Raw genomic sequence first — 8,363 nt, forward strand, 5'->3', positions numbered from 1 at the left:
GTGTTCCGCAACAACCCCGGTTCTGCCATTAGGGGAGATGCCGGCGGCAGATTCAAGGTCACAAACAGCTCTTTTGAAAATAACGGCGCTTATCCCATGACGTTATATTCCACAAACTTCGACGCCGTGGACGGAACCGGCTGCAGCTATAGCGGCAACAACCCCAACCGGATACGTTTGACGGGTGGCACCTTGAGCGAAGCCAAGACCTATGTTTGGAGCAATCCCGGCGTAGCTTTGGAAATCACTGGCGACATCAAAGTTGCCGGGGCAGGTGGCAACATTCCCATTTTGAAGCTAAATTCAGGGCTGGTGCTCCTTTTCTCACAAAACACAAGATTGACCATAGGTGATCACTACGGTTCTCCTGCAGGCATTCAGGCGGATGGAGCAAGCTTCAGCTCTCTGAGCGGTGCCGCGAATGGCTGGAACGGGCTCGAACTCATGCCTTCAGGCGTTCAAGGCTCCTATCTGCGCAATTGCCTGCTTGAATACGCGGGTGGCAACGGCAACATCTATTTGTATCGGTCCCAGGCATCCTACATCGACGGTTGCGTTATCCGTTATGGTGTAAAAGGCATTTTTATGACGGATGGGACTTCAACTCCAATCTCAAAATGCTATATCTACGGCAACGAGCTGGGAATCCACTGCAACGGAAACGCCAATCCGGTAATTGGTGGACCTGAAGTGGGCGACGGAAACAGCATTTACGGAAACACAAGCTTTGGCGTGAAAAACGATAGCGGGCTGATCATTGATGCCCGCAACAACTGGTGGGGCTTCCACAGCGGTCCCTACCACAGCACAAATCCCAACGGTGAAGGCAACGCCGTTTCAAACAACATTCTTTTCGACCCCTGGCGCTCAGGCGACATCGGTGACGCACCTGCCGGGTTCAATCTGATTTCTCCGGCTAATGGCAGCATTGTTCAAACTCTCACGCCGCTTCTGGACTGGGAGGAAGCCATCGACCCCACCCCTGGGGATCTGGTGGTTTACACACTGGAAATGGCTTTGAATTCCAGCTTCAATCAAGGTTTGCTTACTTGGAATGGCTTGAACCAGTCTTTCTTTCAGCTGCCATCTTCTGTTTTATCCGACGACACCCGCTATTTCTGGAGGGTCAAAGCCACCGACCTTGACAACCAGACCACTTCCTGCCTGCAAAGCCATTTCTGGTTTGATGTCGCTGTGCCGGAAGCGCCCCTCCCCTTCGGTTTGATTTCACCGGCGAACAACGAAACTGTGCTACTGACCAGCAACAAATTGCTTTGGCAGCCTTCATTTGACCCCGACCCGGAAGATTATGTAAGCTATACCGTCTATTGGGATTTATCCGCCGGATTTGAGAACCCCGGCTCGCGCACGACTTCTGCCTGCCACGCTTGGACAGACTTTTGCGCCCCCGGCAATTTGTACTATTGGCAGGTTAAAGCCTTCGACAGCACAGGTTTGGAAACCTTTAGCCCCATTGGTCGCTTCTGGGTGCATCCAAACGCCAAACCACGCCCTCCGGTGGATTTTTCGCTCACGCCTTCTGGGTTTGACCTCCTCATTTCTTGGGATGAGGTTCCGGGAGCTGATTATTATGACCTCTATTATTCCCAGGAACCATATTCCGGATTTAACCTGCTGCAGGCAAACCTGGAACAAACTTGGTTTTTGCACCCGGGAGGAGCGGTGGACAAACATGGCTTCTATTACGTTACAGCCCATGACGTTCGCTAATCTTTCTTAAAATCATAAAAAATATCCTTATCCCCGGGAAACTGGGGATTTTTTTGCTGTCAAATCCTGAGGCTTGAACCTATATGTCGCCACCAAAAAGGAGCGTACACACAAAAAAACCTTGACCGCAAAAGCCGAGGCGCAAAACTTACTTTCAATGAGGTAAACACCATGTTCCATCTTCCCACCCAGATATTTTTCGGCTCCGATGCCCTTGCTGAGGCGGCGGATTATATATTCAACCTGGGTTCAAAGCCCTTGCTGGTAAGCGGTCCCGTGGGTGCCAGAAAAAGCGGTGCCCTCGGCGATGTTGAAAAACTCTTGCAAAGTTTCGCCATTCCCTGGGCTCACTTTGATGAGGTTGAAGAAAATCCCAGTTTGGACACCGTTATGGCAGGAGCCCAGCTTCTACGCGCTGAACAGTGCGATTATGTGATTGCCATCGGTGGCGGCAGTCCTCTGGACGCTGCCAAAGCCATCGCCCTGGTTGCGGCAAACGCTTTACAGCGCGCCCAGATTTATCAAACCGAGCTTTTCCAATGCAAGCTCCCCCTGGTGGCAATTCCCACCACTTCCGGCACCGGCAGCGAGGTCACCCAATACTCCGTGCTCACCAATCCTGATACCGGTATCAAAGCCGGTTTCGGCCATGTTCTTGCCTTTCCAAGCCTGGCAATCTGCAATCCCATTTACACCCACAGTCTCAACTCTCAAGTGACCTTGAACACCGCTCTGGACGCGCTTTCCCACCTTTTGGAAGGAATCTATTCGAACAAGCGTCAAGCCTTGGCAGACCCGCTCATCCACGCCGGCGCCAGGGATATTTTTGAAAACTTGCAGCCCGTTTTGGAAAATCCCAGCCTGGCTTCCGGCAGGGAAAAACTGATGCGCGCCTCGCTTTATGGCGGCATCACCATCGCCCAGGGCAGCACCACTTTGCAGCATTCGCTGGGCTATCCGCTCACATCCAGATTTGGCACGCCCCACGGGCTCAGCAACGCCCTGGTCATGCTACCCGTGCTAAAACTGTTTTACCCCGCCAGAAAAGTTGAACTGAACGCGCTTTTCGCCGCTTTGAACACCAGCTTGGAAGGTTTCGCGCTTTGGCTGGAAAGTCTGAATCTGCCGTCCTGTCCGCCTTTGGAGGATGATTTCATCGCCAAAAGCGTGCAAGAAGTTTTGGGAAGCCGCAACATGGCAAATAATCCCCAGGAAGTGAGCGCCCCGCAAATCCGCCAAATCTATCTGGATTTACGGTAAAAAGCCTCCAAATCCATTTGCATCAGCACTTCCAGAGCGATTCCTTCCCGCCAGTCCGCTCCGGGAAGCGGGTCCCGTGAAATCAAGCCAGACAAGATTTCCACCCCCGCCCCCACAGAATTTTCAACGCCATAGCCCTTCATCAATCCGCCCAAAAGCAACGCCGAAAAACAATCTCCCGCTCCGGGATGATGCCCCGGTCTGGCGGTGAAAAAATGGCTTTGCATGCTGTCCTCTCCTGCGTGATAATACATCGTGACCAGCCTGTTTGGAACTTTGGTCGGCACGGAGGTAATCACCACATGCTCCGGCCCCATCCCCGCGATTTTGCGGCAGCGTTCAAGGATGCCTTCCCGTCCCAATTCCAGATTTGGGTCTTCCCCGGTCAGCAAAGCCGCCTCAGTGTGGTTCGGGGTCACAATCTGGGCATGCCGGATCAAGCCGCGCATCGCCTCCACCATTTCAGGGCCAAAACAGTCATAAAGCCTGCCGTTATCACCCATCACGGGGTCGGTCAAAACAATGGTTTGGGGTCCACGCAGCTTTTGGGTCAGGTTTGAAACCAGCTCCGCCTGTTTTTCGGAAGCCAAGAATCCGCTGCAGATGGCGCTGAATTCCAAACCCAGTTCCTGCCAGTGTTGCGCAAAATTTTCCAGGTGTTCACCCAGGTCCACCCAGATGGAATCGGGAAAGTCCGTATTCGCGGAAAGAACCGCTGTGGGCAGCGCGCAAACCCTCAGCCCCATTCGATATAGAATGGCGATGAAAACCATCAGCGAGGTGTGGCCAAAGCTCGATAAATCGTGTATGGCCAGAATCTTTTTAGCGGGAGTGTGTGTCATTTTCATTCCTTGGATTCCCTGGGCTTTTTTTCCGTCGGCAGAGCTTGCCAAAAGCCATGAACCACAGCCCATTTTGCCTGCCCGCCTGTTTTGGTCAAGCCAAAAATGCTCCCGCCAAACAATTGCTTGACACAAAAACGCCTTATGGAGTTTTGACCAAACAAACCATTAATTTTGGGAGGATATTATGAATATACCCGATAATCTCTATTATAACGAAAGCCATGAATGGGTGCTCGTGGATGGCGATATCGCCACCATCGGCATCACCGATTTTGCCCAAAGCGAACTGGGCGACATCGTCTATCTGGAGCTTCCTGAAGCGGGCGCCAAAGTTTCTGCTGGCCAGCCCTGCGGCATCATCGAAGCGGTGAAATCCGCCGAAGACCTCATCAGCCCCCTCAGTGGAACGGTGGAAGAAAAAAACCAGGACGCGGAAGACAGCACCGAAATCATCAACGAATCTCCCTATGAAGACGGCTGGCTTTTCCGCATCCGCCTCTCCAATCCCGATGAATTGGAAAACTTGATGAGCGCGTTGGATTATCAACGCCTGATTGAAGCCTGAGTCTTTGCTGAAAAAAAACCAAAACTTTCTCATCATCCTGTCAGCGCCTTCTGGGGGTGGAAAAACAACCATCCTCCAGGAGGTGCTAAAGCGGCATCAGGATGTGGAATATTCCATTTCCTACACAACCCGCCCGCCCAGGGGAGATGAAGAAAACGGGCGCCACTACCACTTTGTGGACGAAAAAGAATTTCTGCGGCGCAGGGAAGCCGGCGATTTTTTGGAAACTGCCCTGGTCTTCGACCGCTGGTATGGAACCTCGCTCAGCTTCATAAAATCCCGCCTTTCCGCGGGAAAACACGTGATTATGGATATCGATGTCCAAGGCGCCGCCCAGATTCACCCCACCAGCGTGCCCTGCGTGAAGATTTTTATCCTGCCGCCAACGCTGGAAATTTTGCGCCAACGCCTGATTGACCGGGACACTGACGCCCCCCAAGAAATTGAAAAACGCCTCAAAACCGCCAGAAAAGAACTGGAATACATCCCGGATTATGAGTATCTGGTGGAAAACGACGACTTGGATTTGGCCGTGCAAAAAGTTTTGGCCATCATCCAGGCGGAAGAAAACAGGATTGAACGCTACCCCAGCCCGGCAGCGGACTTCCTGAAAACGGAGAAAATGAAATGATTGACGAAAAAATCGAAAGCTTTCTGGAAAAATCTGACCTCAACTACCTCTTTTGCCTTCTGGCAAAGCTGGAATCAAACCGCCTCAGCCAATTGCCCAGCTATGTGAGACAAAAACTGGGGGATAAAATCGCCGTGGTTTCAATGGAACACGTGGCTCAAAATGAAATCCCAGACTATTTTGCCGAGATTGAAGAGGCAAACAGGCTCGCGGAAGAAGCCGCTTCTCCTTTTATCGATGACGATGATGGCTTGGAAGACACCTATGACGAAGACGCCGAGGTCGATGAATTGGTGCGCGACACTCTCCAGCGCTTTGGTGATGAAGCAGACGACGATGATTTTAAACCCGGCGACAGCTATGAGGACGACCAAGACTGAAAAAAGACGGCCTGCCCGCGTGGCACGTCAACACCTCGAAATGATGGAAAACCTGGGCATCAAACATATCTTCATGCCCCAGGAACCTGCCTCGCAAAATCTGCAAAGCCTTGCCCAGCTATGTGCCAATTGCCAAAAATGTGATTTGGCGCAAAGCCGGAATAAAAGCGTTTTTGGCGAAGGAAACTCCCGGGCGCGCATCATGATTATCGGAGAAGCTCCCGGTGCCGAAGAAGATAAACAGGGCAGACCTTTTGTCGGCGAAGCCGGAAAACTCCTGGATAAAATGCTCGCCGCCATCGATATCGAACGAAGCGAAACCTATATCTGCAACATCCTGAAATGCCGACCACCCAAAAACAGGGACCCACAGGCATCGGAACGACAAGCCTGCCTTCCCCACCTCATCCAGCAAATCCAGATTATCCAGCCAAAAATCATCCTCATCCTCGGTCTGGTCGCGGCGCAAACGCTCTTGGAAACAAACCAAAGCCTGGGTCAGCTCCGCCAAAATACACAGCTTTTATTTGACATACCAACCCACGTTACCTACCACCCCGCCGCCCTGCTCAGAAACCCAAACTGGAAAAGACCCGCTTGGGAAGACCTCAAAATATTCCGTGACCACCTACTTGATATGTCCTGAAAATTTACACTCCATTATATAGAACGAGTCTGTTGAAAAAGACCTGCTAATCCCTAACCCCTTGTCAACCTTATGGTTGCCTTTGAAACATAAGGAAGACTAAGGGCAGCAGCCAAGAAGTAATACCTAAAGTGTGCCTATGTGACCGCATAAGTCTGCAATAGCGGGATTGTTCGAGCAGGCAGCCAGTTTACAAAGTCTGGTTTGCTGAAAGAACATTCCTTATCACCAAAGCCTGGATTCTTCGCTGACGCTGAAAACCGATTCACAAACAGACCGGTTTTTCTTTTCCTTAATATCACTCAAAATAACGCTGTCACCCTGAAAAAACCTCTGGCTCCAAGCTCGACCTGATGGGATAGGGAGCCTGCTCCAAGGTTTAAAATATTCGTTCCCAAGTTACAGGGGTCTGTGGATTCATAGAGGCGATAACCTTGCGCACCGGGAACCTCATCCCACTCTAAAAGCAATCCTCCGGCGTTGCGGCTTATTCTAAGTGCGGGGACCTCATAAAGACCCGCCAGGCGCGGTCCGGTAACATGATCCAATTGAAGGTTCAAATTTCCCTGAATGGCAGAATTGAAAACCTCAAAACCCAGATGTTTGGTTTGCCCAGCCAAAGCACTCAAATCCACCGTAATATATTGCCAGTAATCATGTTCCACGCTCATGGGTTCGCCCAAGTTGTGCCAAGTCTCAGCATCAGAGGAATACTTAATCTGCAGCATCGGCTCAGTGGTTTGGTTGCTGGTTTGGACACAAAATTCCAGCGGAGTATTGCCATCAATATAAAGCAAGGGTGTAAACAACATTTTATGTACATTCTCTGCCACACTAACAGCCTGAGCATATTTTTCGCCATGATAAGGATATTTTTCCGCTCTACCCCAAGAACCTGTAGGAACGGCACCCCATCCCGACGGGGGAAAACTACTTCCCTCAAAGCTTTCAATCAACGCGTCTGACGCAGGGGTGTGGAAACTCCAAACAGGAACAGTATTCGGCGAACCGCTCTCGTTTGAAGGCACTACCTTCCAAAAATAGCAAGTGCCTGGCTCCACAACGGGTTCAAAGAACGGCTCACTTTGCGCTGGAATCAACAAAGGAGGTGGGTTCTGTGTGCCAAAATAAACTGTATAGCTGTCTGGACAACCGCCTCCGCTTTTCCATCTCAGGGCGGAATCCTCAATAAATGGACTTCCATCAAGAGGATAAATTGGCAGCGCGGCTTCGGGCTTCATGGGCGTAATAAGCTGCAAAATGGGGCGCTTACTTAAGGTTTGACCATCTGTAAATGGAAATTCGTCATCTTTTATCTTATACACAGAGAGGTATTCTCCGTTAGCAGAGTTATAGCTGTCAAATTTATATGATGGTGACTGACTCACGCCGGAATGGTTTTTCCATAATATCTCCAGATTATCCGTGCCATTCCAGCTAAAAGACTGACTAAATGTGAGTTGCTGCCATCCTTTGGCATGCACTAACAAGGCACCGGAATACACAAGTGTCGCGTTGGTGCTGTCCGGCTTCAACCTTGAATCTGTGTAGCTATCGTAGGTAACATGCCTTAGGAAAACCCGATGATGCGGCCATATCCAATAACGGGGTTGTTCCTGGATGGAAAACCCGATGCCACTAATAATTGTTTCCCCTTCAAGACCTGCGGCTTCAAGTTCCGCAGCCTTTAAGAGTGTCTTGGTCCAACCGTAATTAATGGCACAGTTAAATGGCAAGAGATTTTGCGTTATATCATCTGTACCCATCTGAAAAACTTCAGCCAAAAGCAACTGTCCCAGACAAATAACCACCAATAGCAACAGGCTTCTTTTCATGCTTTACTCCCTTTTTTTATATCTTGATATCGTCTTATTCCACATTTTCACAATATTTTTATCTCTTCAATTCAAGTCAAGTATTTTTTTACATCACATCCCCCCGTTTTTTAAACAAGGCAGGATCAGCTGTTGCCTTTCCTGCCTTGTTTAAAAAACGGGGGGATGTGATTTCTGATGGAAAAGAACTTGACATGGATTAACAAGATGAAAACAATGCAATTGGTCGTTTGGCCTGACATAGATTGTGAGTAAAGAGGGATAGCAGATGCCCTCAAACAACCAGAGAAACAATGAGTTGGATTTTACACCAACATTTGGGACTCAACAATGTGAACCCGGTTTCTGTTAACGCCAATGCATTATCTACGATTTATCAAAACTGTATAGATCCTCGGACAACACCTTAAGGCATATTATTCAAGAAGAAGAACTGCTCCCCCGGCACTCTACCAGCTGAATTTCCCAAA

The 8,363-nt window shown here is 50.0% G+C and carries 8 protein-coding genes; 6 read left to right on the top strand and 2 right to left on the bottom strand.

Annotation, left to right across the window (positions count from 1 at the left end; all coding sequences use genetic code 11):
- Both GX135_05225 and GX135_05230 read left to right on the top strand, forming a co-directional pair.
- The coding region (locus GX135_05225; GenBank protein ID NLN85490.1) for a right-handed parallel beta-helix repeat-containing protein at positions 1 to 1,731 on the top strand (1,731 nt) is incomplete at its 5' end.
- Positions 1,732 to 1,902: 171 nt separating this feature from the next.
- Positions 1,903 to 2,991 (top strand): iron-containing alcohol dehydrogenase, encoded by a 1,089-nt coding sequence (locus GX135_05230; GenBank protein ID NLN85491.1) that lies wholly within the window; start codon positions 1,903 to 1,905, stop codon positions 2,989 to 2,991.
- On the opposite strand, the gene GX135_05235 is transcribed toward GX135_05230, so the two are convergent.
- On the bottom strand, positions 2,973 to 3,839 hold the full coding sequence (locus GX135_05235; protein ID NLN85492.1) for a pyridoxamine kinase: 867 nt from the start codon (positions 3,837 to 3,839) through the stop codon (positions 2,973 to 2,975). The genes GX135_05230 and GX135_05235 overlap by 19 nt on opposite strands.
- 181 nt (positions 3,840 to 4,020) lie before the next feature.
- Here GX135_05235 and gcvH point away from each other — a divergent pair, with 181 nt between their 5' ends.
- Genes gcvH through GX135_05255 form a run of 4 tightly spaced genes read left to right on the top strand, consistent with a single transcriptional unit; the run spans position 4,021 to position 6,058 of the window.
- Positions 4,021 to 4,401 carry a glycine cleavage system protein GcvH gene (gene gcvH, locus GX135_05240; GenBank protein NLN85493.1) on the top strand — a complete coding sequence of 127 codons (381 nt, stop codon included), beginning with the start codon at positions 4,021 to 4,023 and terminating at the stop codon, positions 4,399 to 4,401.
- Between the two features lie 4 nt (positions 4,402 to 4,405).
- Positions 4,406 to 5,032: a guanylate kinase gene (gene gmk, locus GX135_05245; GenBank protein NLN85494.1), complete on the top strand. Its 627-nt coding sequence runs from the start codon at positions 4,406 to 4,408 to the stop codon at positions 5,030 to 5,032.
- On the top strand, positions 5,029 to 5,412 hold the full coding sequence (locus tag GX135_05250; GenBank protein NLN85495.1) for a hypothetical protein: 384 nt from the start codon (positions 5,029 to 5,031) through the stop codon (positions 5,410 to 5,412). The genes gmk and GX135_05250 overlap by 4 nt, the downstream gene beginning before the upstream one ends.
- Entirely contained in the window at positions 5,393 to 6,058 is a 666-nt protein-coding gene (locus tag GX135_05255; protein ID NLN85496.1) for a uracil-DNA glycosylase, read from the top strand. The genes GX135_05250 and GX135_05255 overlap by 20 nt, the downstream gene beginning before the upstream one ends.
- 302 nt (positions 6,059 to 6,360) lie before the next feature.
- Here GX135_05255 and GX135_05260 read toward each other — a convergent pair whose 3' ends face one another.
- Positions 6,361 to 7,893 (bottom strand): hypothetical protein, encoded by a 1,533-nt coding sequence (locus tag GX135_05260; protein NLN85497.1) that lies wholly within the window; start codon positions 7,891 to 7,893, stop codon positions 6,361 to 6,363.
- Positions 7,894 to 8,363 lie beyond the last annotated feature (470 nt).

It is taken from the genome of Candidatus Cloacimonadota bacterium (genome assembly GCA_012522635.1).
GTDB lineage: Bacteria > Cloacimonadota > Cloacimonadia > Cloacimonadales > Cloacimonadaceae > Syntrophosphaera.